This is a genomic window from Virgibacillus alimentarius, from assembly GCF_017874635.1.
Lineage (GTDB): Bacteria > Bacillota > Bacilli > Bacillales > Amphibacillaceae > Virgibacillus_B > Virgibacillus_B alimentarius.
In genome coordinates, this window is sequence record NZ_JAGIKX010000003.1 from 18,697 (window position 1) to 43,298 (window position 24,602).

General features: G+C 38.7%; 20 protein-coding genes. 19 read left to right on the forward strand and 1 reads right to left on the reverse strand.

Annotation, left to right across the window (positions count from 1 at the left end; genetic code table 11):
- The first annotated feature begins 103 nt into the window (after window positions 1-103).
- From J2Z81_RS03320 to J2Z81_RS03360, 9 genes are all read left to right on the forward strand, one after another.
- Entirely contained in the window at window positions 104-766 is a 663-nt protein-coding gene (locus J2Z81_RS03320; RefSeq protein ID WP_029271153.1) for an amino acid ABC transporter permease, read from the forward strand.
- Window positions 763-1,485 carry an amino acid ABC transporter ATP-binding protein gene (locus J2Z81_RS03325; protein ID WP_226370712.1) on the forward strand — a complete coding sequence of 241 codons (723 nt, stop codon included), beginning with the start codon at window positions 763-765 and terminating at the stop codon, window positions 1,483-1,485. Before J2Z81_RS03320 ends, J2Z81_RS03325 begins: the two co-directional genes overlap by 4 nt.
- Window positions 1,486-1,987: 502 nt before the next feature.
- A complete protein-coding gene (gene lhgO, locus J2Z81_RS03330; RefSeq protein WP_029271157.1) occupies window positions 1,988-3,217 on the forward strand; it encodes an L-2-hydroxyglutarate oxidase in 1,230 nt (409 codons plus the stop codon).
- Complete coding sequence (locus J2Z81_RS03335; RefSeq protein ID WP_029271159.1) at window positions 3,210-3,524, forward strand: DUF3870 domain-containing protein; 315 nt, start codon at window positions 3,210-3,212, stop codon at window positions 3,522-3,524. Before lhgO ends, J2Z81_RS03335 begins: the two co-directional genes overlap by 8 nt.
- A gap of 271 nt (window positions 3,525-3,795) precedes the next feature.
- Entirely contained in the window at window positions 3,796-4,737 is a 942-nt protein-coding gene (glaH, locus tag J2Z81_RS03340; RefSeq protein ID WP_029271161.1) for a glutarate dioxygenase GlaH, read from the forward strand.
- A 409-nt stretch (window positions 4,738-5,146) separates the two neighbouring features.
- Window positions 5,147-6,334, forward strand: coding sequence for a M24 family metallopeptidase (locus J2Z81_RS03345; protein ID WP_029271163.1), 1,188 nt, complete (start codon window positions 5,147-5,149; stop codon window positions 6,332-6,334).
- Between the two features lie 403 nt (window positions 6,335-6,737).
- Window positions 6,738-8,783 carry a hydantoinase/oxoprolinase family protein gene (locus tag J2Z81_RS03350; RefSeq protein WP_226370713.1) on the forward strand — a complete coding sequence of 682 codons (2,046 nt, stop codon included), beginning with the start codon at window positions 6,738-6,740 and terminating at the stop codon, window positions 8,781-8,783.
- Window positions 8,783-10,744 (forward strand): hydantoinase B/oxoprolinase family protein, encoded by a 1,962-nt coding sequence (locus tag J2Z81_RS03355; RefSeq protein ID WP_226370714.1) that lies wholly within the window; start codon window positions 8,783-8,785, stop codon window positions 10,742-10,744. The genes J2Z81_RS03350 and J2Z81_RS03355 overlap by 1 nt, the downstream gene beginning before the upstream one ends.
- Before the next feature lie 60 nt (window positions 10,745-10,804).
- Window positions 10,805-12,250 (forward strand): APC family permease, encoded by a 1,446-nt coding sequence (locus tag J2Z81_RS03360; RefSeq protein WP_226370715.1) that lies wholly within the window; start codon window positions 10,805-10,807, stop codon window positions 12,248-12,250.
- A 55-nt stretch (window positions 12,251-12,305) separates the two neighbouring features.
- On the opposite strand, the gene J2Z81_RS03365 is transcribed toward J2Z81_RS03360, so the two are convergent.
- A complete protein-coding gene (locus tag J2Z81_RS03365) occupies window positions 12,306-13,286 on the reverse strand; it encodes a 2-hydroxyacid dehydrogenase (protein WP_226370716.1) in 981 nt (326 codons plus the stop codon).
- A gap of 196 nt (window positions 13,287-13,482) precedes the next feature.
- On the opposite strand from J2Z81_RS03365, the gene J2Z81_RS03370 reads away from it, so the two are divergent.
- Genes J2Z81_RS03370 through J2Z81_RS03415 form a run of 10 tightly spaced genes read left to right on the forward strand, consistent with a single transcriptional unit; the run spans window position 13,483 to window position 24,433 of the window.
- Window positions 13,483-14,133, forward strand: coding sequence for a GntR family transcriptional regulator (locus J2Z81_RS03370; protein ID WP_226370717.1), 651 nt, complete (start codon window positions 13,483-13,485; stop codon window positions 14,131-14,133).
- 30 nt (window positions 14,134-14,163) lie between these two features.
- Window positions 14,164-15,525: a 4-aminobutyrate--2-oxoglutarate transaminase gene (gene gabT, locus J2Z81_RS03375; RefSeq protein WP_029270089.1), complete on the forward strand. Its 1,362-nt coding sequence runs from the start codon at window positions 14,164-14,166 to the stop codon at window positions 15,523-15,525.
- A 29-nt stretch (window positions 15,526-15,554) separates the two neighbouring features.
- Window positions 15,555-16,985: an NAD-dependent succinate-semialdehyde dehydrogenase gene (locus tag J2Z81_RS03380; protein ID WP_226370718.1), complete on the forward strand. Its 1,431-nt coding sequence runs from the start codon at window positions 15,555-15,557 to the stop codon at window positions 16,983-16,985.
- A 29-nt stretch (window positions 16,986-17,014) separates the two neighbouring features.
- Window positions 17,015-17,398: a RidA family protein gene (locus J2Z81_RS03385; protein WP_029270093.1), complete on the forward strand. Its 384-nt coding sequence runs from the start codon at window positions 17,015-17,017 to the stop codon at window positions 17,396-17,398.
- A gap of 55 nt (window positions 17,399-17,453) precedes the next feature.
- Window positions 17,454-18,665 (forward strand): M20 metallopeptidase family protein, encoded by a 1,212-nt coding sequence (locus J2Z81_RS03390; protein ID WP_226370719.1) that lies wholly within the window; start codon window positions 17,454-17,456, stop codon window positions 18,663-18,665.
- Window positions 18,666-18,688: 23 nt separating this feature from the next.
- Window positions 18,689-19,675 carry a pyridoxal-phosphate dependent enzyme gene (locus J2Z81_RS03395; protein WP_226370720.1) on the forward strand — a complete coding sequence of 329 codons (987 nt, stop codon included), beginning with the start codon at window positions 18,689-18,691 and terminating at the stop codon, window positions 19,673-19,675.
- An 18-nt stretch (window positions 19,676-19,693) separates the two neighbouring features.
- On the forward strand, window positions 19,694-20,542 hold the full coding sequence (gene dat, locus J2Z81_RS03400; RefSeq protein WP_029270099.1) for a D-amino-acid transaminase: 849 nt from the start codon (window positions 19,694-19,696) through the stop codon (window positions 20,540-20,542).
- Between the two features lie 56 nt (window positions 20,543-20,598).
- Window positions 20,599-21,735, forward strand: coding sequence for an alanine racemase (gene alr / locus J2Z81_RS03405; protein WP_051681492.1), 1,137 nt, complete (start codon window positions 20,599-20,601; stop codon window positions 21,733-21,735).
- A 41-nt stretch (window positions 21,736-21,776) separates the two neighbouring features.
- The gene (locus J2Z81_RS03410) at window positions 21,777-23,327 is read left to right on the forward strand and encodes a Na+/H+ antiporter NhaC family protein (protein WP_226370721.1); all 1,551 of its coding nucleotides are present in this window, start codon (window positions 21,777-21,779) and stop codon (window positions 23,325-23,327) included.
- Between the two features lie 41 nt (window positions 23,328-23,368).
- The gene (locus tag J2Z81_RS03415) at window positions 23,369-24,433 is read left to right on the forward strand and encodes a tartrate dehydrogenase (protein ID WP_226370722.1); all 1,065 of its coding nucleotides are present in this window, start codon (window positions 23,369-23,371) and stop codon (window positions 24,431-24,433) included.
- The last annotated feature ends 169 nt before the right edge of the window (window positions 24,434-24,602 follow it).

Consider the following 24,602-nt stretch of genomic DNA (forward strand, 5'->3'; position numbering starts at 1 on the left):
GGACTAGGGATAGTCCTTTTTTAACTTTACAATGAAAACAAAAGTTGCGTGCTGGTTGATAGACTGGTATTAAGCTATGTTTACACGTATGAGAGGTGACAGGATGATTGGAAGATTTGATTGGGCTGGGGTATTAGATTTTTTACCAGAGTTAAAAACAGGTTTGTATTATACACTTTTAATCTCTATTGTCGGACTATTAATAGGATTTTTTTTAGGAGCTATTTTTGGATTGGGGCGTGTTTCGAAAAATAAATTCGCCTATTCTATTTCTACTATATATATTGAAATCGTACGTGGAAGTCCAGTTCTAATCCAAGCAATTTGGATTTTTTACGCATTGCCATTGATTATCGATTTTAATCTGGATTCTATAGTAGCAGGTATTATTGTCATTGCTATTAATTCAGGGGCATATATTGCGGAAATTGTTCGTGGAGCAGTCGAATCGATCGAAAAAGGTCAAATGGAAGCAGGACGTTCCCTAGGGTTGACCCGGCGACAGACAATGTGGCATATCATTTGGCCGCAAGCTTTAAAGCGTATGATTCCTCCTCTAGGTAATCAGTTTATTATAAGTATAAAAGATACATCATTATTATCTGTTATTCTCGTACCGGAATTAATATTTCAGAGTCGAAATATAGCTGCTAACCATTTTAATGCTGTAGAAATATACACGACGGTAGCAGTCTTTTATTTAGCTATCACATTAAGTTTATCCTTAATTTTACGAATCGTTGAAAGGAGGTTGAATGTAAATTGATTCAAGTTGAAAAATTATGTAAAAGGTTTGGCGAACTAGAAGTTTTGAAAGGGATTCATTGTCATATACAGCCGCAGGAAGTAGTTTGTGTAATCGGTGCGAGCGGTTCAGGAAAAAGTACATTCCTACGTTGTTTAAATATGCTGGAAACCATGACAAGTGGGGACATTGTGATTGATGGTGATCGTTTAAGAGACCCTCGTATAAATATTAATGATATACGTACGGAAGTGGGCATGGTATTTCAACAATTTAATTTATTTCCGCACAAAACTGTCCTGGAGAATGTCATGCTTGCTCCAATCAAAGTGCGTAAAATCAGTAAACAAGATGCAGAAAAAAAAGCATTAGCATTACTAGAAAAGGTTGGTATTCGTGAAAAAGCAGATAATTATCCGGAACAACTATCCGGAGGGCAAAAACAACGTGTAGCAATAGCTCGTGCGTTAGCCATGGAACCAAAAATTATGTTGTTTGATGAACCTACTTCAGCCCTGGATCCGGAACTGGTTGGTGAAGTGCTGGAAGTTATGAAACAACTTGCACATGAAGGGATGACCATGGTGGTTGTTACCCATGAGATGGGATTTGCACGCGAAGTAGGTGACCGGGTTCTCTTTATGGATGGAGGAGTAATCGAAGAAGAAGGAGACCCTGAACAAATATTTACAAAGCCAAAATCGGAACGTACCAAGGAATTTCTAAACAAAATTTTATAAGGTTTGCTGCAATAGAATTATTCCATTGTAGACAGAATTTTTGAAATGGTGTATCATTATTCATAGCGTGTAGTAAATTTACTTTCTGGGAAAATAGCCTTTTCTCGGGCAACGGTAAAAAAACACACACATTTCTTTCTCATAAAAGAAGGCTGCCGAATCTGTTATTCCTTTGGAGAGACCGCTGGAAAGACGCAGAACAAAATCCAGTCTATATTTATTTTGTAAATATAGGACTGGGTTTTTTTATTGCCAGTTTTCCGTATGGATAGGCATTTATTCTTGAAGGAGGGAAGAATATGTGTCTCATACAATCAAACTGTAAGCTGTGCAGCGGTTGCAAAGGCTCAAAGAAAGATAAAACAGATGAAAAAAAGTAGGAATAGGAAAAAGTGAAATGATGCCTATTTCCCCTACACTTGCAGAAAATTCGCAGTAATAAACCTTTACTAGCGTTAAGACAAAAAAATAATTAGATGAATGATAAGGGGATGAAAAGACAATGTATGATTTTTTAATCGTTGGTGGAGGGATTGTAGGCCTTTCAACCGGGATGTCCTTATATAAAAAATATCCAAATGCTAAAGTGGCCGTTTTAGAAAAAGAAAGCGAAATTGCATCGCACCAAACCGGGCATAACAGTGGAGTGATCCATTCTGGTATCTATTATAAGCCTGGCAGTTTTAAAGCTGCATTTGCTAGAAGAGGAAGTAAATCAATGAAGGAATTTTGTGAAAAGCACGGTTTGGATCATGACATTTGTGGTAAAGTAATTGTGGCAACTACCAAAGAAGAACTACCTTTACTAGATAATTTATATCAAAGAGGATTGGAAAACCAACTTGATATAGATCGAATTGGAGTGGAGGAATTAAAGGAAATTGAACCTCATGTAAATGGATTAGGTGCTATCCGAGTGCCACAAGCTGGAATAGTCAACTATAAGCAGGTCAGTCAAAAATTTGCTGAAATTATAAAAGAGCATGGTGGAGAAATTAAGTTAAATAGCAGCGTTGAAAAAATAATGGAAGAAAATAATTATGTTAAAGTGGAGACAAGTAAAGAAACAATAGAGGCGAGGACTGTCATTAATTGTGCAGGTTTACATAGTGACCGCATAGCACGAGCCTCTGGATATCAAACAGATATGCAGATTGTTCCGTTTCGAGGTGAGTATTATAAGCTTGTCCCTGAAAAAAGATATTTAGTAAAAAACTTGATTTATCCGGTGCCTAATCCAAAATTTCCTTTCTTAGGTGTTCACTTTACGAGAATGATCGGAGGTGAAGTAGACGCAGGTCCTAACGCTGTTTTAAGCTTTAAGCGAGAGGGATATAAAAAATCAGATTTTAACCCGAAGGATCTGGCTGAAGTCCTTAAGTACAAGGGTTTTTGGATTCTGGCTAATAAGTTTATGAAAGAAGGAATGGAAGAATATGCTAGATCCTTCAGCAAAAAGAGATTTACGAAGAGCTTACAGCAGCTGATTCCAGAAATCAAAGAAGAAGATTTGGTTCGAGCACCTGCAGGAGTTAGAGCACAAGCGCTAAATTCAGATGGTAGTTTGGTAGATGACTTTAACATAATTATGGGAAAAAATACGATTCATGTATGTAATGCCCCATCACCCGCGGCAACAGCTGCTATTGAAATTGGGAAGGAAATCGTACAAAGGATACCCGAACCTTCTCATTTATTAAAGCAGACTAATAGGGGGGAAGTTCATGTATAATTCAAAGACGATATTTATAGCAGGTCATGCCAGATTACCACAAGGTATGGCGGCGAAAAGTATGTTTGAAACATTAAGTATCACTGCTGAGGTAGATATAAAGTATGGTGTGATCCTAAAAGCATCGTGTACGTTAGCTACAGAACAAGGAAGAAACTTTATTGGAGAACTATTAAGAGGTTTCAGTTTAAACGAAGGTACTGCCGAGGCGTCTGAATGTATTCAAAATCATTATCGAGGAAAAGCAAGTAAAACGCTGGTAGCAGCCTTAAAAGATTTAGAACAGCATTATCTTCAACAAAAATAATAAAAAATTTTGAAATTTGTTTGCATTTTTATAACTTTGTGCTATAATAAATTTTAGAAGTAATGACATATTTATCGGATGAATGAACCATTCAAAAACATAAATAGTCGGATAGCAAGTAAAAATTCCATACAGTACTGTCGAATTTACTTTGACTCTGTAAAAGCAGAGCAAGTTGGTATTTAACGCCAGTTGTAAATAATTACTCATGACGTCTGGGTAATTGTTGCAGCTGGCTTTTTATTTTAAAATTTTTAGGGGGTAATCGTCCATGAACTTGACAAAAAGCAAAACAACACCATCATTTGTTACAAAAACGGATCAGTACAAAGTTGAGGTTCATCCTCAGTCTAGTCGCTTGTATCACATTACAATCGAAAAAGAAGCGTTGATCCATTTTTTAAATAAAGTACGCGAGGATGGTCAATCTGTAGAAAGGTTGGAATATACACCACTTGAAAGACGTATTGTTGCTTCTTATCTTTTAGATGTATTGGGAGAAGCGTTTGGAACTATTTTAAAAGGAATCATCCATGACAGAGAATCTGGGGGATTTACCCTAGGTTTGGAAGGTGTCACACAGGACACAGATGAATATGTCATTTTTTCAACAGCTATTTCACATATTCTGGGTACACCTAATCATGATGCAATGTCAAATAAGTATTATGCACGCTTTACGGTAAAGCACACCGATAATAGTGATTCGTATTTACGTCAGGCTTACCGTCTCTTTACTTTGCATACAGATGGGACATTTGTTGACGAATCAACCGATTGGTTAATTATGCAAAAAATGCATGAAGAAAATGCAGTTGGAGGAGAATCGCGTTTGCTCCATTTGGATGACTGGAAAGAATTAGATAAGTATGCAAATCATCCACTAGCCGGTTATAAATTTCAATATAAAGCACCAAAAAGTAAAAATGTTGATCAAGAAGTTAACAGGGCTACATTTTTTAAACTTAATGATAAACCATGCATCTGTTTTATTGATCAATTTGTATATCCTGAAACAATTGAACAGGCTCAATATTTAAGAGGATTATCCGAATCAATGGAATCTGATGAGAGCTTAATTGAATTAGAGCTTCCGGTCGGGGATTTAGTTGCCCTGAATAACCTATTCTGGTTACATGGAAGAGCAGCTTTTGAGAAAAATCCTCAGTTAAATCGTGAATTATTACGTCAACGTGGTTGTTTTCATGCATAATGATAAAATATAAAAAGCGCCAGTATCTAATCCCCATTAGATCAATATAAATTTAAGAAGATGTCTCTTTAAAAAAGGGACATCTTTTTTTTAGAAACAAAAGATTGACAATTCTAAAAACATCAACTATGCTTAAAACAGACGTAAAGATGTCGACAATCGACAAAATAAATAAAATAATATTCATACTATTCACACTTTTATGTGCGACGCTTACAATATATTGAGGTGGATGTACAAAAGGATGCGAAACGATGGAAAAATGCGGCCTTAATTGCAGTTAACCGTGCAAAGCCAGATAGGGGCAGCGCGCGATAAATATAACGACTCGTGCCAGATAACAGAAAATTCGCGGTGTGTTACAACCACCAACTCAAATTTAAATTCTGTAGGAAGGGAAGGGATGAGAATGTCAGTATTTCCTACTGAGGAGTTTCAAATGCGAATGACGCGAACAAAAAAGAAAATGGCAGCTATGGGTATAGATATTCTTATAGTTACAGACCCAGCAAATATGAATTATTTGACAGGATATGATGCATGGTCTTTTTATGTTCACCAATTAGTTATCGTCATGTTAGATGAAGATCAGCCATACTGGGTCGGTCGCGCTATGGATGCCAATGCCGCCAGACATACGAGTTGGCTTGATGAAGATCATATTTATCCCTATGCAGACCATTATGTTCAGTCGGCACTGAGACATCCAATGGATTTTGTGAGCGATTTATTAAAAGATAAAAAGAAAGATAAGAAAATAATAGCGGTAGAGCTTGATGCTTATTATTTTACGGCCAAATGCTATATTAAGTTAGTTCAAAGTTTACCAAATGCGACGATTAGAGACGGAACAAACCTAGTCAATTGGATCCGTATCGTGAAATCAGATCGAGAAATTGGATATATTAGAAAAGCTGCAAAGATTTCAGAAAAAGCAATGCAAGTCGCCTTTGATACCCTAAATGAAGGGGTTAGAGAATGTGATGTAGTGGCTGGCATATCTTATGCGCAAATTAGCGGAACAGAAGAATATGGTGGCGACTACCCATCCATTGTACCTCTACTACCAACAGGGAAAAAGACATCAGCCTGTCACCTGACATGGACTGATGAAACTTTTAAACAAGGGGAGCCGGTTATTATTGAATTGGCAGGCTGTTATAAGCGTTATCATTCTCCTTTAGCGCGTACTGCAGTAGTTGGAATGCCTAGTGAAGAAATGCAAAACCTCGGTGAAGTTGTGGTAGAAGGAGTTAATGCAGCCTTGGACGTTGTCAAACCGGGAGTTACTTGTGAAGAGGTAGAAATGGTGTGGAGGAAAACAATCGAAAAACATGGAATCAAAAAAGAATCGCGAATTGGATATTCCATGGGGCTTAATTATCCACCGGATTGGGGAGAACATACGGCAAGCTTTCGTTCAGGTGATCAAACAATCCTAGAACCGAATATGACTTTTCATATGATACCAACGATGGATCTGGGGCATGTAGGAATGGAAATAAGCGAATCTTTTCGGGTAACAGAAAATGGCTGTGAAGTTTTCGCTGATTTTCCTCGCGATTTATATGTAAAACCAAATATAAGATTAGCATAGCGAGAAAAGAGATTGCTAAACAGCAAGAGCTGCTAAGCAATCTCTATATCGTTATGCTTGTTTAAATGAGGGTTAAGAGACAGAAATAATTGACAATTTTAAATTGTACTTATATAATGAATTTAATATTACTTAACTGTTAAATCTAATTGACTTCACTGCCGAAGTGGAGCAAAACTTAGGTTGAAAACCAGTTATATGGACGATGGGATTCATATGCCCATTAGGTCAATATAACTGGTTTTTTTATGTGCTCAATGTAAAGTGGGAGGGATTGTTCTGAAATAGGAATAAAAATTGTACATACAGTAAAAAAAATAGCAAAGTTGAAAGCGTATACAGAAAAGAGGAAGCAACGACACAAGTGAGGGTAATAAAAAATCAATGAGCTGGAGGAGTTATAATGACCAAATATCGCGTAGCAGTAGATGTTGGTGGGACTTTTACGGATGTTTTTGTATTTAATGAAAAAACAAAGGATACGCTTGTAGCAAAGACATCTTCGACACCTACCAATCCAGAAATCGGGGTTATTAATGGAATTGACAAAGCAAATGTTTCTGGTGAAGAAATCGATATTTTTTCACATGGCACAACAGCAGGTACGAACGCTTTAATTGAAAGAAAGTTACCTAAAACAGCATTGATTACTACAAAAGGGTTCCGAGATGTACCCGAAATTCGAAGGGGAACAAAGTTAGACCTTTGGGATGCTTATAAAGATGTAGCACCCCCATATATAAAAAGACGGGATCGTTTTGAGGTAAGTGAGAGAATAGATTATTCAGGAAATGTCCTAATGGAAGTGGATAAAAATGAAGTGAAAGAACTTGCACAAAAATTAAGGAAACGAAATGTAGAATCGATAGCAATTTGTTTTATGAATGCATATGTAAGCGGTGAAAATGAAATAAAGGTGAAGGAAATCTTAAAAGAAGAATTGCCAGACGTGTACATTTGCGCTTCTAGTGAGATATTGCCAGAAATATTTGAACATGAACGAATGAGTACGACAATTATTAATGCTGTTCTTGGTCCAAAGGTAAGTAATTATATTAATACCTTAGAAACTAAAATGAACACAAAAGGTTACGATGGTGATATTCTAGTTCTTCATTCAGGTGGAGGTGTAATGACATCTGAAATGGTTCAGCGTTATGCTGCCCGTATTGCAAGTTCTGGCATTGCTGCAGGAGCAATTGCAAGCAAGCATATAGCAGAATTATGCGGGTTTAAAAATGCAATTGGTTTGGATATGGGTGGTACAAGCACGGATATTTCTCTAATGTATGAAGGAAACTTACGGGTTACAAAAGATTGGTACATTGAATACGGTTATCCTATTGGTTTTCCTAGTATTGAAATTATGACAATCGGTGCTGGAGGAGGTAGCTTAGCTTATGCAGATGAAGGCGGATCGCTAAAAAGTGGTCCTCAAAGTGCTGGAGCGGAACCAGGACCTGCTTGTTATGGACTCGGTGGCGTTGAACCTACGAATACCGATGCTAACTTCCTTTTAGGAAGACTCAATAACAAACTGTTAGACGGACAAATGTCACTAAATAAAGAAGCTGCTTTAAAAGCAATGCAACCACTTTGCGATCAATTTGGCTATAACGAGTACGATGCTGCGAATGCTATTTTAAAAGTGGCTAATGCGAATATGTGTGATGCACTAAGACTGATCTCTGTTCGAAAAGGTTATGATCCTCGTGATTTTGCTTTGGTAGCTTTCGGTGGTGCAGGCGCATTGCATAGTGCGTATTTAGCAAAAGAAATGAACATTCCGAACGTTATCATTCCTCCTTTTCCAGGAGTAGCAGCAGCATTAGGATGCCTGTTAGTTGATGTTCGACATGATATCACGCAGACATATGTAGCGGATGTAGCGGAAGTTAAAGTAAATGATATAGAAGAAAAATTCAAAGATATGGAAAAGCAAGCAATTGAATTGTTGGAAAAAGAAGGTGTTGCAACTGAAAACATGAATTTAATCAGACATATAGAAATGCGCTACGTAGGCCAGTGGAGATCTTTAGCTGTATCGATAGATAGGCCGCTTCATTCATTGACAGATGCATTAGCAAGTTTTCACAAAGAACATAAACGTGCTTTTGCCTTTTCAGATCCCGAAAAAGGGGTAGAAATTTATGGTTTAAGAATCGAGGCGATTGGCACCGTTCCAAAACCTCAGCTCCCTAAGGAAAAGCCTCATGGGACTTTGGTTGAAGCGTTAAAGGAGTATAGAGATGTTTATTTTGAAGAGACCGGTGGTTTTACGAGCACACCAATTTATAACCGGCCTGATATACCCGTTTCTTCTATAATAAGCGGACCTGCAATTGTTGAACAATTAGATTCTACTGTGGTTATTCCTCCAGAATTTACTGCTAAAGTAGATGAATATAAAAATATTATTATTTCCTTATCCAAAAGAGGTGAAGCGTAATGGAGAAAATGATTCAAAATCAATTGGACCCTGTGACATTTGAGGTGTTAAAAAATGGCTTTGTGAATTTAGTGGATCAAATGTCAGAACAGATTTTACGTACATGTTATTCGTTTGTTATCTATAATCGTGATTTTAGTTCTGCTTTATGTGATGCGGAAGGAAATACTATCATGCAAGGGACGCAGGATATAGCTGTCCATGTTGGAACACTTCATCTAACTGCTAAAGCAGTCATTGAGGACTTTGGTGATGATATTCATCCTGGTGATGTTTTTTTAATAAATGACCCTTATCGTGGTGGTACACATTTTAATGATGTCAGAATTATCCGTCCTGTATTTCATGATGATAGATTAATTGCCTTTATGCAATCGAATGGGCATTGGGCAGATATGGGTGGATCTGTGCCTGGATCATTTGATGTAAGTTCAAAGGACCATTACGGTGAAGGAATGCGTATATCTCCAGTAAGAGTTTGGAGTAAGGGAGAATACCTGCAGGATGTTGCTAACTTACTTGTTTCTAACATGCGCGTTCCTGAAGAAAGACTCGGTGATTTACGGTCACAAGCTGAAGCTACAAAAGTATCTGAGAAGGAGTTGCATCGATTAATTGATAAGTATGGTATAGATACTATTTTAACAGCTTTTGACGAAGTTCAAGACTACGTGGAGCGTTTAGCACGAGCTAGATTAAAAGAACTTCCAAATGGAACATGGGAAACAACAGATTATTTAGACATGGATCCGGAAATTGGAGATGGGTTAATTCCAATTAACATAAAAATGACAATTGAGGATGATGAAATTTATTACAACCTAGAAGGAACACATGCTACAATAGGATGTTTTTTGAATTCTTCTTTTGGAGCCTCTCTTTCGGGGTTATATGCTGGAACCAAAACATTTTTTCCTGATATCCCGCTTAATTCCGGTTTCTATCGAGTAATTAAGGCGCATCTACCAGAAGGTACTGTAGTTAATGCAAAATGGCCAGTAGCTGTTTCCGGTTTTTGTTCCGGGCCTTATGAAAAAATTATGAATGCTTGCTTTGAATTATGGTCGCATGTTGTTCCTGAGAGAGCACTTGCTTGCTCCTTTAATTTGGAATATTTACTGATAGGTGGTTGGGATACCAGAAGTAAATACGATAATTTCTTTATGTGGTATGACTGGATGGCTGGAGGACATGGGGGCAGAAGAGATCGTGATGGAGCAAATGCAATGTCTCCCGTCTTTGGTGCAGGGTTAAGTGTACAGCCGTGCGAGGGGCAAGAAAGACTAACACCGGTAGTTACCTCAAAACACGAAATTATTCCGGATTCCGGAGGACCAGGAAAATATCGCGGAGGTTGCGGAATTGAAAAGGGGGGTACCCTCACAAACGTTACAGATACAGTTATGTCTGTATGTTGTGATCGTTCTCGTTCCGTTACTTGGGGAATTTTTGGAGGACTCCCGTCAAATCCACATGGAAATTGGCTTAATCCGGGTACAGATAAAGAAAAGTTTCTAGGAGCATTTTTCTCTAATTTAAAGGTAGAAGAAGGAGATAGCTTCAGTCGACCTTCAGCTGGAGGTGGAGGATTAGGAGACCCATTAGAGCGTGATCCTGAAGACGTAATGGAAGATGTTATCGATGAATACGTTTCCATTGAACGTGCTAAAAAGGATTATGGTGTTGTCATAGAGGAAATGGATGCGGATTTGGATCAATATAAGATAATAGAAAGGGAGACAAAAGAAACCCGTGAATATATCCGAATGAATCGACAAAAATGGTTAAACGAAGATGTTCATGTTGTTCATAAGATGTATAAAAACGGAAAAATCGATAAGTTAGACTTAATTCGCCGGTATGGTGTACTTATAGATTTTGCAACAGATAGCGTTTTGGAAAAATCAACGCAACAGTTTCGAGATATGCTGCAAAGAAGATCTGTAGCTTATTGGGATTAAAAAAAGAATATAAATCATATATTCATACAAACGAATCCTTGTGGGGGAGAGAAAGCTGGTATGAGCAATCAAAAACTAATGAAAATCCTTTGGAAAAAGGAAGTCCTGGCTCTTGCATTTGGGGCAATGATTGGATGGGGCTGGGTAGTAACGGCGGGTTTATGGATTTCAGAAGCTGGGTCATTGGGGTCTATTATCGCGTTTGCTATTGGAGGCATGCTTGTTGTGTTTGTAGGGCTGACGTACGCAGAATTAACCTCAGCCCTGCCACTTGCAGGTGGCGAGCTTATCTATAGTTTTAAAGCGATGGGAAGACTAGCTTCTTTTATAACAACATGGGCGGTAATCCTTGGTTATGTCTCTGTAGTGGCATTTGAATCTGTTGCACTTCCGACTGTTTTTGAATATCTAATACCCAATTATAGTCAAGGTCATTTATATACAATAGGTGGATGGGACGTTACGATAACGTGGGCAGGAGTCGGTATATTAGGATCTATTCTCATTGCTTGGGTTAATTATCGCGGGATAAAGCTGACTTCTTCCATCACCTTTATCCTAACCTTATTGATTATGATTGCAGGTGTTTTGTTAATTACGGGCAGTTCGATTACCGGAACTGCACAAAACATGGAGCCGCTATTTAATAAAGGGATTGCTGGACTATTAACAGTGGTAATTATGACTCCGTTTATGTTTGTAGGCTTTGATGTAATACCACAGGCAGCTGAAGAAATTAATCTAAAACAGAAAAAGATTGGGCAATTACTCATTGTTTCGGTCGTCCTTGCTGTTATTTGGTATATAGCAATTATTTTTGGTGTATCACGGGTTTTAACGCCTGCGGAAATGAGTAATTCTACTCTAGTGACAGCTGATGCAATGGCCAAAGCCTTTGGAGATAGCCGAATGATGGGGAATATTTTAGTGCTTGGTGGTATAGGTGGGATTTTAACAAGCTGGATTGGATTCTACGTTGGAGGAAGCCGTGCTATTTATGCGCTTGCTAAAGCAGGTATGCTTCCAAAAACTCTAGGGGAACTACATCCTAAATATCATACACCACATAAAGCGATTCTATTGATTGGACTTTTTTCCACGATAGCTCCTTTATTTGGAAGACCAGCACTCGTATGGCTTGTTGATGCTGGAGGGTTAGGATTAGTTGTTGCCTGGTTAATGGTTGCGATCTCCTTTATTGTTTTACGCAAGAAGAATCCTGACATGCACCGTCCATTCCGTCTTCGTGGTGGTGCGACCTTTGGATGGATTGCGGTATTGATGTCCATCGGAGTGTTTATTCTGTATATGCCTGGCATGCCATCAGCTCTTATTTGGCCTTACGAATGGATGATTATCGTATTATGGGCAGGTTTAGGTATGATTTTGTATAAAATTTCCATGTCCAAATATGGGAAAAAATCATCGAATCAACATTTGAATAGAGAGATTGCAAAAGTAATGAAGTTTGATGACCGAACAGAAAAACTGGAAAAAATTAAGTAATTTAAAAAAAGAGATTGTTTTACAAGTAGTATTGTAGAACAATCTCTTAATTATTTTAGTCCTTCTTCCACACATTCGAATCTATTAAGTTGGGCGGTCTGTCTCCATTCAACCCTGCATCCAGATTGCGGGCTGCTAGTTGAGACATCTTAAGTTCTGTCTCGTATGTGGATGAGCCAATATGAGGCAATGTGACAACGTTTTTCATCTTTAATAACGGATTATTAGGTTCAACGGGTTCCTTTTCAAATACATCTAGTCCGGCTGCAGCAATTTCCCCGTTTTGAAGAGCGTCAATTAAATCTTGTTCTACGATTGTTTTCCCGCGTGAGCCATTGATAAAGATAGCTGATTTTTTCATTAACTGAAATTCTCTTTTTCCGATGAGTTGTTCCGTTTCTGGTGTTAAAGGTGTCATCAAGCAAACAAAATCCGATTGTGTCAGCAATTCATCCATCGAACAATAGGATGCATTGTATTGTTGTTCAGCTTCAGGCTTTTTTGTTCGTGTGTGATACAAAATATTCATATCAAAACCATGAAATGCTCGTTTAGCGATCGCTTGGCCGATTCTGCCCATTCCAATAATTCCTAATGTTTTATGGTGGACATCTGTTCCAAAATACGCTGTTTCCAACATTCCCGTCCAGTTTCCGGCTTTTACCCAATGATCCAGCTCAGGCATACGTCTTGCGGTAGAAATTAATAATCCAAAAATCGTATCAGCTACCGTGTCTGTTAAAATGCCAGGTGTATTGGTTGCCATAATATTGCGTTTACTCAGTTCTTCGATATCCAAATTATTGTATCCGACTGAGTTATTGCTAACAATTTTTAAGTGTGGTGCTTTGTCCAATAGTTCTTTATCGACTTCTAAAGACAAACCGATTATTCCTTCTGCTTCCTTCAGGTGGTTAAAAAAGTCTTGATTCGTTTTTGGATCAATATTTTTGAAAAAATGAACATCATATCTTTCTTTTAAATCTTCTACAACTGGCTGCTCGAGACGATTATATATAATTACTTTTTTCTTCATTCAGCTCCCCCTTCATTACCGTCATCTCATTTTAAACGTAGCTATAAATAGGGTGAATGTCAATATAAATAGAAATATTTGAAATATTATATTAATTGCATTGACACGGTAAAATATGTGTTTTATGATGAAAATAAAGGAATGTCGACAATCGACATGAGAGAAATGCATTTTTAAAAGGGGGAAACGCATATACATGAATGACTCCATTTTGCAGCAACCATTAAGCCACATCATTGCAGAAGAACTTAGACAACGTATATGGAGGAAAAAGATTGAGTTTGGTGATCGTTTGCTGGAGAGTGATTTGGCAGAAGATTTTGATGTTAGCCGTAGTACGATAAGGGAAGCTTTGAAAATACTCGAACATGAATCATTAGTAATTAATAAAGCTCGCAAAGGTACGTATGTCACTGACTTCTCAGAAAAGGATTTAGAGGAAATGATTGAACTGCGTACGTTATTAGAAGAACAGGCATTTATCCAGGCACTACCACATCTTGAATCAAAGCATTTTTCGAAACTGAAATATATTGTTGATGATATGAGGGTAAAAGCGGATGAAGGAAATTGGGATGATTTGTTTGACCTCGATATGAAACTTCATGGATACGTTGTAAGTTTATGTGGCAATTCACGAATCATTAAAATTTACAATTCACTTCAAGTACAAATCAGAACATACCTCGTACACCTCGATCGATATTATTCCAATCATCAATCATTTTATGAAGAACACCAAGACTTACTACAAGCCTTATTAACAAAGAATAGCCAAACAGTGAAAGCGAGTGTGAGAAATCATATTGAATACGTCGAAGAAAAATTACTCGGCGTTTATCAATAAATAATTTGGAAATCTGGGGAGGTTGCAATAATGAATCAATCCTTTGTTAACGTGCAGACAGAATTACCAGGTCCAAAGGCAAAAGAATTGCTTAAAAGAAGACATGATATTGTTCCAGATGCAGTCAGTTACGGAATTCCAACTTTTGTGGATAAAGCAGATGGGGCTATCCTTCAGGATGTAGATGGTAACCGTTTTATTGATTTTGCCGGAGCTATTGGATGTATTAATGTTGGTCATCGTCATCCAACCGTAGTCAAAGCTTTGCATGATCAAGTAGATCGCTATCTTCATACAGGATTTAATGTCATGATGTATGAACCATATATTGAATTTGCAGAAAAAATAGCTGCACTTGCACCAGGCTCTTTTGATAAGAAAGTTATGTTTTTAAATAGTGGTGCTGAAGCTATCGAAAATGCAGTGAAAATAGCCCGCAAACACACGAAAAAGCAAGCAATTGTTTCTTTTTCTGGTGGATTCCATGGACGGACATTAATGACCATGTCATTAACTGGAAAGGTGAAGCCATATAAATATGAGTATGGACCATTTGCACCGGAAGTTTATCATGCAGCTTACCCATACCATTATAGAAAACCTAAGTCAATGAGTGAAGCGGAATACAGCCAGTATTTACTGGATGAATTTGAGAAGTTTTTTATCAGCGAGGTAGCTCCAGATAATGTAGCAGCTGTTCTCATGGAGCCTGTACAAGGAGAAAGTGGCTTTATTATTCCAGATAAAACATTCGTCCAGGGTGTAGCTGCTATATGTAAAAAACATGGTATCTTGCTTATTGCAGATGAAATACAAACCGGGTTTGGCCGAACTGGAAAATATTTTGCGATGGAGCATTTTGGAATAGAACCTGATTTCATTACTATCTCAAAGTCGATGGGGGCGGGTTTGCCAATTAGTGGTGTAATCGGACGGAAAGAAATGATGGATACAGCTAATGCTGGTGAACTCGGCGGGACGTATTGTGGAAGTCCGCTTGGCTGCAGTGCTGGTATTGCTGTTCTTGAAGTGATGGAAAAAGAAAGATTAAATGAACGAGCGGAAGTTGTTGGAGATAAGGTAATGACTAAATTCAAACACATGTATAATCGCTTTGACGCAATTGGAGAGGTTCGTGGTTTAGGTGCTATGTGTGCCATTGAGTTTGTAGAAGATCGGAGCAGTAAAAAGCCGGCTCCACAACTAGCCGCTCAAACACTAAAAGAAGCGCGTAAACGGGGAGTTATTGCTTTAAAGGCAGGCGTTTATGATAATGTTGTTCGGTTGTTAATGCCGCTTGTGATTACCGATGAACAACTCGAAGAAGGGTTAGATATCTTAGAAGAAGCAGTTGAGGTAGTACTGATGAAAAACAAAACAAAACAAGTTTAATTCATAAAACGCACTTGGAGGGGATGAACATGAAGCAGTATTTGATGAACATCAACGGCAAGTGGGTTGGTGAGGAACTTGAATCATTAGATGTTATCAACCCAGCTAGTAATAAAAAAATTGGCACGGTTCCAATAGGTGGAAAGGAAGAAACGACGAAAGCAATTGATGCCGCGTATGTGGCCTTTGAATCATGGTCAAAACGTACGGCTTACGAACGAACAGCTTGTCTGAAGCGATTGCATGGACTGATGCTAGAACATCAGGAAGAACTGGCGCAGATCATGACGCTTGAGATGGGAAAACCAATTAAGGAATCAAGAGGTGAGGTCAACTACGCGGCCACTTTTATCGAATGGTTTGCTGAAGAAGGCAAGCGCGTATATGGAGAAACGATACCTTCACATGCAGATAACAAGCGATTACAAGTATGGAAAAAACCTGTTGGGGTTGTCGCAGCAATCACCCCGTGGAATTTTCCAGCAGCAATGCTAACAAGAAAAATGGGTCCAGCGCTCGCTGCGGGTTGTACCGTGATAATTAAGCCTTCTAGTGAAAGTCCGATCACTGCGATAAAATTAATGGAATTATGTGAAGAGGCAGGATTTCCAAAAGGAGTTATTAATCTGGTCACAGGGTCGTCTTCAAAAATTGCAAAAACAATCATGGAAAATCCAAAGGTTAGAAAAATAACATTTACTGGTTCAACAGAAGTCGGAAAAATACTCATCAGACAAAGTGCGGATCAAGTAAAACGTCTTTCGCTCGAACTTGGCGGTCATGCACCGTTTATTATTTTAGATGACGCAACTATAGATAAGGCAGTTGCAGGAGTAATGGCTTCTAAATTTAGGAACGCTGGTCAAACATGTATTTGCGCAAATCGCATTTATGTTCAATCTGGTATTTATGATGCATTTCTGGAGAAATTTGCTAAGGCTGTGAAAAAATTAAATGTAGGGGATGGCACAAATGAATCAGTCGATATTGGTCCCCTCATTAATCGCGCTGGTCTGGATAAAGTATCCAACCATGTGAAAGATGCAGTTAGCAAAGGTGCTTCGGTTGTGACAGGAGGGGAACCGATAACAAATGAGGGTGGTGTGTTTTATGCACCGACCGTAATCGGAGATGTAAAACCTTCGATGATCATGATGCAAGAAGAAACATTTGGTCCGGTAGCTCCTGTTCAAAAAATAGAAACGGATGAAGAGGCAATAAAGTTAGCAAATGATACACCGTATGGTTTGGCGGCCTATCTTTTTACGGAGAACGTTGCACGCGGAACGCAAGTGATTGAGCAGCTTAACTACGGTATCGTGGGCTGGAATGATGGTGCACCATCTGCAGCACAGGTTCCATTTGGAGGAATGAAAGAAAGCGGTATTGGTAGAGAAGGAGGGCATGAAGGAATCGATGCCTTCTTAGAATCACAATATGTTTCGATCGGGATGAACTAAAATGATAAAGATGAAAAGGATGTGACAGATTGAAGCGAGAGATTGCGACAACAAAAGCCCCCTTACCTGGGGGTCCTTATTCACAGGGGGTAAAAACGGGGCACCATATTTTCGTCTCCGGCCAAGACGGGATTTATCCAAACGGTGATTTGGCTGGTAAAACAATTGCTGAACAGACGAAGGCTTGCTTAAATAATGTGAAACATATTTTAGCAGCCGCAGAGACACCCATTTCAAATATTGTTTATGTTACTTGTCATTTATCTGACCTAAGTGAAGAAAATGTTCAGGAATTCAATCAATCATATGAAGATTTTTTTAAAGACATCGAGGTAAAACCTGCACGTATCACCGTTGGCAGCCAACTATTAGACGGTAAAGTGGAAATAAGTGCAATTGCTTTACGTTATTAAACAGGTGCTTGAAAGGCTTAAAGCTATACGTTACTCATCATCATAATGATCGGGGATGGTGATTTTGTTTAAACAAAAAGAAGTGTTGTCTCGAGCAGAAGCGCTAACTCCACAGTTGATCAAATGGAGAAGAAATCTGCATATGAATCCGGAACTCAGTTTTCAGGAAGTAAGAACATCACGTTTTGTTACGGATATTTTAAATGATATTCACGGTATGCAAGTTCAAACAGCAGTTGGGTTTTCCACAGCTGTTGTTGGCACGTTATCGAATGGTCCAGGTCCTGTTATCGCAATACGAGCAGATATGGATGCTCTCCCGATCGATGAAGAAAATGATGTCGCTTATCGATCACAACATGATGGTGTGATGCATGCCTGTGGTCACGATGCTCATACAACGATTGCTCTAGGTGCGGCACATTTATTAGCTGAAAAAATGCAGAAAGGAGAGTGGAAAGGATCCGTAAAATTTTTGTTTCAGCCTGCTGAGGAAAAAGCAGATGATCACGGATTAACAGGAGCTCCATATATGGTAGAAGCCGGTGTTTTAGATGACGTGGACGCTGTTATTGCACTGCATATGAGCCCGGAAGATGAGCTTGGCACGGTTAAAATGAACGATGGATATAGTATGGCAAGTGTGGATGTATTTGATGCGAAAATTCATGGTACAGGCGGACACGGGGCATATCCGCATTTAGGAAGTGATCCTGTTTGGATGCTTAGTCAAGTACTGCCCGCTTTATATGGACTTACAGGCAGGCGTGTTTCACCGCGGGATTCTGCTGTACTCAGTATTGGCAAAATAAACACGGGATTTGCAAGCAATGTTATTCCTTCTAAAATAAATATGCAAGGAACGATACGAAGCTATCATCCAGATGTTAGAGAAGTGATTCATGCTGAATTAAAAAAAATATTAGCGGTAGTTGAGCCGTTAGGTGGTAATTATGAATTAACGATCAAGCCTGAAGATCCTGCACTAAAAAATAATCCGAGGATAAATAAATTGATAAAGCAAACAATGAAAGAGCTTTATCCTCATTTCATACTAGTGGATAGCCCTTTTGGTTTAGGTGGCGAAGATTTTGCACATATGACACAGGTTGCTCCTGGTGCCATGTTTTTTCTTGGATGCAGAAAAGCTGGTGATCAGATCCGAAATCTTCATACGCCAATTTTTGATATTGATGAACAATGTTTGCCTGTTGGGGCAGCAATTATGGCTGAAGCGGCTAGCTGTTTTTTAACGGATAGCAATTGATTTTTTAAGGAGTCGGGTTGAAAATGGCTACTCGAAACTTTACCAAGGAACCGGTTCATTTACGAGATGTGTGGAAAGCACAGAAACGAATTTCTCCTTTTGTGAATCAAACACCAATGATTTATTCACAAGTTTTATCCGATATTGCAAAAACATTTGTTTATCTCAAACTAGAAAATCTCCATATAACAGATTCATTTAAAATCAGAGGAGCGGCAAATAAAATTTTAAGTTTGACAGATGAAGAAAAAAGGCAAGGAATAACAACGTTTTCTACCGGAAATTTTGCTAGAAGTGTTGCTTACATTGCTAACAAATTGGGGATAAGAGCAGTAGTCTGCGTTTCAAAGCGGCTCCCAGATGCAAAGGTTGAAGCACTTAAGAGCACAGGGGTGCAAATAGTAATGAGTGGAGAATCACAAGATGATGCCAAGAAACGGTGTGAAGCTTTGCAAGAAGAACAAGGTCTTACCGTTATTCATCCCTTCGATGACCCTTATATTATTGCTGGGCAAGGAACGATGGGACTGGAAATTTTAAATGAGCTCCCTGAAGTAGATACTGTAGTCGGCGGATTATCTGGTGGCGGTATGCATAGCGGGCTTGGTGTTGCTATGAAGTCGGCTGATTCAAGAATCGGTATTTACGGAGTTTCTCCTAAACAAGGGGCGACAATGTATGAGAGCATGCAAGCAAAAAAACCGATTTTGATAGAGGAACAGGATACTTTAGCGGATAGTTTACTGGGAGGAATAGGCGTACCAAATCATTATACCTTTGAACTTGTAAAAAAACATGTCGATGATATAGTTCTCCTCAATGAAGAGGAAATAGCCCAAGGGATGGTTTTTATGATGCATAAACATCGAATGATCATCGAAGGTGCTGCAGCTGCAGGGATTGGTGCTATCTTAAATCATAAAATACCTTTAGGTTCCCATGTTGTCTTGATTATTAGTGGTTGTAGTGTAGATCCTTCCGTTTTATGGGATTTAGAGACTAATAGCTAGAATGGGGGAGGTTTTATCGTGATGAAAATGTTGTATAATGACCGGATCATAGGTAGGGAAAACATCATTGATATGGAAGATCGGGCTTATCAGTTTGGTGACGGTGTTTATGAGGTTATCGGTGTATATGACAGGCAACCGTTTTTGCTTGATGAGCACATGGAACGACTGGAAAGAAGTGCAAAGGAATTACAGTTGAAATTACCCTACGCTACGAAACAACTGAAAGTTAAGCTTGAGGAATTGGTTGCTGTCAATCAACTTGTTGAAGGTATCATCTATTTACAAGTATCTAGAGGCATTGCATCGAGAGAGCATTACTTCCCAAGTTCAGGTGTTTCTCCAATCACGGTTGCATATACAAGAGAAGAGGAGCGAATGCGTTCTGTTGAAGATAAAGGGGCTACTGCTGTGTTAACAGAAGATATTCGCTGGCTACGATGTGATATTAAAACATTGAATCTGCTCCCGAACGTACTAGCCAAACAAAAAGCGGTTGAAAATGATGCGATTGAATCGATCCTGCATCGTGGAGACATCGTTACAGAAGCAAGTGCTTCCAATGTGTTTATGGTTAAAGATGGAAATGTGTTCACACACCCGGCAAACAATTATATTTTAAACGGAATTACACGAAAGAAAATTTTCCAATTATGTAAAACATTAGGTATTACGGTAAAAGAACAGACGTTTACAGTTGATGAGATGCTTAAAGCTGATGAAGTATTTATCACAGCGACAAAATTGGATGTCGTACCTATTTTAAAAATTGATGACAAAACAATTGGAAATGGGAAGCCTGGGAAAATAACTCGTAAATTGGTGAAAGAATTCCGCTTGTGTATTAATGAAGTAGTGCAAAGGTAATCATCCCTCAATAAAACCGAGAAGAGAATCCTGCTTATTTTTTTAGGAGGGGTACTTTGCTAAAAACAATCGTATTGTCTGCTTATCATCCGACAGTAGCGGAAATTGATCTGGAAGCATTTAAAGAGAATGTGAAAACCCTTAAACAGCATATTACTAGCGAGCTATTGCTTGCAGTCGTGAAGACAAACGCTTATGGACATGGGATTGTCCCAATTAGCCAGGAGGCGGTTCGCGTAGGGGCGGACCGTCTGGGGGTAACAACGGTTGAAGAAGGTGCAATGCTTCGCGAGAGCGGTATTACCGTTCCCATCCATATTTTAAGTTCTATTATGCCAAGGCAAGCAGAAGATATTGTACGTTATCATTTAACTGCTTCCATCTCTACATTTGATTTAGCTTATGCCCTTAGTAAAGCAGCTGAAAAACGCAAAAAAATAATTTCTGTTCATTTGAAAATCGATACTGGTTTGCATCGATTTGGAGTTTTTCCGCGTGAAGCAGTAAACTTCTGCAAAACTTGTTATCAACTTCCGGGACTAGAATGGGAGGGAGTTTTCACCCATTTCTCAAGTTCAGATGAAGGAGATTGGAAAAAGACAGATCAACAATTTGAAGTGTTTAGAAGCACTGTCAATGCGTTAAAAAGCTGCGGTTATAACTTCCCAATTCTTCATGTTGGTGGCTCAACAATAGCTATTGAAGGAAAACCCGAAATGCGTTTAGATATGCTAAGGCCTGGGATTGCCTTATTTGGGTATACCCCCGCGCCTAGGCAAAAGGATAAAATAACATTAAAGCCTGTTATGAAGCTTAAAAGTGAAATTGTTCAGGTGCATGAGTTGCCTCCGAATACTCCAGTTGGTTATGGGGGCAATTTTATAACCAAATCAAAAACTAAAATAGCAATTGTACCGATTGGGCATGGCGATGGATATAAAAAAGCATTGGTTAATAAAGGTGAAATGCTTGTGAAAGGATGCAGAGCTAAAATTATCGGATCCATCTCTCAGGATCAAACAATCATTGACGTGACAGAAATATCAGATGTGACCGAGGGAGATGAAGTTATTTTACTTGGTAAACAAGGTCATGAAGAAATCACCGCACGCGATATAGCCGGATGGATGGACAGTATTGTAGATGAGGTAGTATCTAGTTTTACAGAACGTATTCGCAGGATTTACATTTAATTTGAATTGACGGAAAATTCGTAATTGTAGGGAGGGAAATAATGGATTTTTTATCTGTCATTCCGCCGATTGTTGCGGTAGTACTTGCAATCTTAACAAAACGTGTGTTGTTTTCATTATTTATTAGTATTTGGGTAGGGGGCTTCATTGCGGCAGATGGCAATCCATTTGCCGCAGTTGGGATGACTTTTACATGGATGAAGGATGTGATGGTTGACCCTTGGAATGCGCGATTTCTTGTTATGACCGCATTACTAGGTACTGGAGCAGCTTTTATGTTTAAAACGGGGGGGTCGGATGGACTTATAAAGATTTTGGAAAAACGTTTAACAACCAAAAGAAGAGTTGGTTCTTTAGCGTATTTTCTTGGAATTATCATTTTCTTTAATGATTACGTGAATTCCGTTATTGTTGGAAATGCAACGAAGGACATTACAGCCCGACATAGAATGTCAAGAGAAAAACTATCCTACATTATTGATTCAACTGCTGCACCCATGGCAACAATTGGACCTGTATCTGACTGGATTGGTTTTCAGGTATCTCTGATTGCTGCTGCAATTGCCAGCGCCAGTATTACCGGGATAGAGCCATATTTTGCTTTTCTGCAATCAATCCCATGGAATTTTTACGCAATTTTATGTCTTTTTGCAGTTCCAATGATCATACTTGGAAAAGATTTCGGACCTATGGCGAAAGCGGAACAACGAGCCAAGACAACTGGAAAACTAATACCAGATGGTTTAACCCCACTATCTTCGGTAGAAGAAGATTTGGGAAAACCTCACCAATCAGGTGCAAGCGTTTGGAATTTTATCCTTCCTTTGATAGCCCTGATTACCGTAGGATTGTGGGGGTTATGGTATACAGGGGGAGGCGCAACAGGAAAATCAATGATGGATGCGCTTGCCGATACGGACGTATCTGCCGCTTTAACATGGGGTGCCTTTGCAATGACGTTAACAGGAATTATTCTTGCACTCATTCAAGGGATGAATTTGAAAGTGTGTGAAGATACGGTATTAGCAGGCATAAAAACAATGCTTCCTGCACTGATAATTATTGTTTTAGCTTGGTCAATCGGCACCGTAACAGAAGATCTAGGTACTGCAGAATTTGTAGTTGGGGCAACAAAAAGTTGGATGACACCAGCACTCTTACCGTTCTTAATTTTTATCATTGCTATGTTTGTCTCCTTTGCAACTGGAACTTCCTGGGGAACAATGTCTATTCTGACACCAATTGCAATTCCTCTTGCATATGCTATTGGAGGAGTTGAGCTTGTTCATATCGCTATCGGTTCTATTTTTGCAGGATCCATTTTTGGTGATCATATCTCCCCAATTTCGGACACAACCGTAATGGCATCGATCTTTTCTGAATCGGATCACATTGCTCATGTAAATACGCAAATCCCATATGCGCTTGTTCCCGCGGGGATATCGAGTGTCTTGTATTTATCCTATACATTAATTGGAAGTAGCATTATTCTGCTTCTTATTGGAATAGTAGTTCAATTCTTCCTTCTTCGTTATTTAGGAAATAGATATCAAAAGAAATACGAAATGACAGCTAATAGGGTTAGCGTCTAACAAATTTGATATAATGGCCCTAAAGAATGGGGGAAGAGAAGATGAAACAATTCAATATTGCATTAATACCCGGGGATGGAATCGGTTCCGAGGTGGTAGCAGAAGGTGTGAAAGTTTTAAAGGCAATTGAAAAAGCAGATTCCAATATTGCCTTCTCTTTTACTGAATTCCCTTGGGGGTGCGAGTATTATCTCAAATACGGCAAAATGATGGATGAAGATGGAATTGACCAACTTAAAAATTATGACGCTATCTATCTAGGTGCTGTTGGCTATCCTGGAGTTCCTGATCATATATCATTAAGAGATTTGCTGATAAAAATCCGAAAGGAATTTGATCAGTATGTTAATTTACGTCCAGTTACATTATTAAATCCGACACTTACACCATTAAAATCAAAAGCAGAACGTGATATCGACTTTCTAGTGATTCGTGAAAATAGTGAAGGAGAATATGCTGGTGCAGGAGATTGGTTATATAAAGGAAAACCAGAAGAAGTTGTCCTGCAAACAGGTGTATTTTCACGTAAAGGTACCGAACGGATTATCCGTTATGCATATGAAGAAGCTCGTAAATTGAAGAAAACGTTAACAAGTGTCAGCAAAGGAAATGCTTTAAATTATTCAATGGTATTTTGGGATGAAGTTTTTGAGGAAATAGGCAAGGAATACCCCGATGTAAAAACATATTCTTATTTAGTAGATGCGGCCAGTCTATATTTTGTAGCTGAGCCAGAAAGGTTTGAGATTGTTGTTACATCGAATCTTTTTGGTGACATATTAACAGATATTGGAGCTGCCATCACTGGAGGAATGGGACTCGCTACGGGGGCAAATATCAATCCGGAAAAAGAATTCCCATCTATGTTTGAACCTGTCCATGGTTCGGCGCCAGATATAGCAGGGGAAGGAAAAGCGAATCCAATCGCGGCGATTTGGTCGGTCAGTCAAATGTTGGATTTCTTTGGAGAAGAAGCGTGGGGGAAAGCCATTCTTTCTACGATCAGAGAACTACTTATGGATACAAAAGCACTGACGCCAGATATGGGTGGAAAAGGTTCGACCAAAGATGTTGGTGACATATTTATTGAGTTGCTTTTCGCTTAATATTCACCTGTTTCTTCCATTTCTTTATTACCTTTATTAGGAATTTTAACGTATTTGCTGCCAACGGACGAAAAGATCAATCAGTGGAACAGCAAATCGTAAATTAGAATTCTATGTTTCTTGTAATGCTAGAGAAAAATACTAAAGTATACTATAATTGTTTTAAATG

Coding starts and splice junctions, on each gene's coding strand:
- J2Z81_RS03365 (WP_226370716.1), bottom strand. CDS start 13,286: ATGAAGAAAAAAGTAATTATATATAATCGTCTCGAGCAGCCAGTTGTA.
- J2Z81_RS03320 (WP_029271153.1), top strand. CDS start 104: ATGATTGGAAGATTTGATTGGGCTGGGGTATTAGATTTTTTACCAGAG.
- J2Z81_RS03415 (WP_226370722.1), top strand. CDS start 23,369: ATGAAACAATTCAATATTGCATTAATACCCGGGGATGGAATCGGTTCC.
- J2Z81_RS03410 (WP_226370721.1), top strand. CDS start 21,777: ATGGATTTTTTATCTGTCATTCCGCCGATTGTTGCGGTAGTACTTGCA.
- J2Z81_RS03355 (WP_226370714.1), top strand. CDS start 8,783: ATGGAGAAAATGATTCAAAATCAATTGGACCCTGTGACATTTGAGGTG.
- J2Z81_RS03345 (WP_029271163.1), top strand. CDS start 5,147: ATGTCAGTATTTCCTACTGAGGAGTTTCAAATGCGAATGACGCGAACA.
- J2Z81_RS03370 (WP_226370717.1), top strand. CDS start 13,483: ATGAATGACTCCATTTTGCAGCAACCATTAAGCCACATCATTGCAGAA.
- J2Z81_RS03390 (WP_226370719.1), top strand. CDS start 17,454: ATGGTGATTTTGTTTAAACAAAAAGAAGTGTTGTCTCGAGCAGAAGCG.
- J2Z81_RS03360 (WP_226370715.1), top strand. CDS start 10,805: ATGAGCAATCAAAAACTAATGAAAATCCTTTGGAAAAAGGAAGTCCTG.
- glaH (WP_029271161.1), top strand. CDS start 3,796: ATGAACTTGACAAAAAGCAAAACAACACCATCATTTGTTACAAAAACG.
- J2Z81_RS03395 (WP_226370720.1), top strand. CDS start 18,689: ATGGCTACTCGAAACTTTACCAAGGAACCGGTTCATTTACGAGATGTG.
- J2Z81_RS03335 (WP_029271159.1), top strand. CDS start 3,210: ATGTATAATTCAAAGACGATATTTATAGCAGGTCATGCCAGATTACCA.
- J2Z81_RS03350 (WP_226370713.1), top strand. CDS start 6,738: ATGACCAAATATCGCGTAGCAGTAGATGTTGGTGGGACTTTTACGGAT.
- lhgO (WP_029271157.1), top strand. CDS start 1,988: ATGTATGATTTTTTAATCGTTGGTGGAGGGATTGTAGGCCTTTCAACC.
- gabT (WP_029270089.1), top strand. CDS start 14,164: ATGAATCAATCCTTTGTTAACGTGCAGACAGAATTACCAGGTCCAAAG.
- J2Z81_RS03380 (WP_226370718.1), top strand. CDS start 15,555: ATGAAGCAGTATTTGATGAACATCAACGGCAAGTGGGTTGGTGAGGAA.